Below are 1,213 nucleotides of genomic sequence, written 5' to 3' on the forward strand. Positions count from 1 at the left end.
TGACCCCTACCCAGAAACAGTACCAGCCAAAACTAGAGATTTCTGACTCTTTCTCTGTTGTTGACAAAACTCCTTGGGGGTGAGATTTGACAGCGATGAATGTGGTCGGAACTCGTTGTAATCTCTCCGCCACAGTTCAATCTTTTCTTTGGCATCATCTAGTGATAAAAACCAATTTGTATTCAAACATTCATCTCTGAAACTTCCATTGAATGATTCAATGAATGCATTATCTGTTGGCTTGCCTGGTCTTGAATAGTCCAAGACCACCTTGTTTTCATAAGCCCATTTATCAAAAACCTTTGAAATGAACTCACTGCCGTTGTCAACTTGAATACGTTTAGGACAGCGACCTTCAAAACATTTTAACTCATCCAAGACCTGGACAACATCATTTCCCTTGATGCCTTGATCAACATGAATCTTAATACACTCCCGACTAAAATTATCTACCACAGTTAATGAGCGTATTCTGCGGCCATTAAATAACTCGTCAGCCACAAAGTCCATGCTCCAGCACTGATCCACTCCAGTTAATTCTGGGCGATCCAATCTATGTGATGCAGCTACACGCCTTCTTGGTCGCTTAGCCCGCAAATTAAGGCCTTCCTCACAATAAATTCGGTATACCTTTTTACGGTTGATAGGCCATCCCTCACGAACCAACAAAGTATGAATCCTTAAGTAACCATAGCGAATTCGAGTTTGAGCAATTTCATTGATTCGGTTTCGCAAAGCAGTATCAGGGTTTCTTCTGGATTGGTAGTAATAGACTGTTCTGCTCAGCTTCAATAGGTCACATGAGCGCCTGTTAGAAACTCGGTAAGCATCTTGAAGCCAGTCGACTACTTCTCGTTTCTTTGCTGGCTTTAAAGCTTTTTTGAAACAACGTCTTGAAGCATCTGTTTGTCTAAGCTTAAATCAGCCACCAGCTGTTTCAGTTTGCGGTTTTCTTCCTCAAGCTGCTTAAGGCGCCTAAGCTCTGAGACACCAAGGCCACCAAACTTCTTCTTCCAGTTATAAAATGTGGCTTCTGCTATGCCCATCTTTCGACAGATTTCTGTCACACGTGTTCCTGTCTCTGCTTGCCTCAAGGCGAATGCAATTTGTTCTTCTGTAAACTTCGATTTCTTCATGACAAAACCTCTTTTCTTTGGTTAATTTTGCCAGATTTTTCTAATTTATAGTGGTACTGTTTTTAGGGGAAAGGTCA

At 41.5% G+C, this 1,213-nt stretch carries 1 protein-coding gene; it reads right to left on the minus strand.

Annotated features, from left to right (window positions below; all coding sequences use genetic code 11):
• Nucleotides 1-6: 6 nt before the first annotated feature.
• Nucleotides 7-1,136, minus strand: a protein-coding gene (locus B0475_RS17325) for an IS3 family transposase (protein WP_379876773.1) whose coding sequence is annotated in 2 segments (ribosomal slippage) — nt 7-884 and nt 884-1,136 — 1,131 coding nt in all. Because the reading frame shifts where the segments join, the coding sequence is not laid out codon by codon here.
• Nucleotides 1,137-1,213: the final 77 nt, after the last annotated feature.

Origin of the sequence: Marinicella sediminis (assembly GCF_002000055.1) — a bacterium.
GTDB lineage: Bacteria > Pseudomonadota > Gammaproteobacteria > Xanthomonadales > Marinicellaceae > Marinicella > Marinicella sediminis.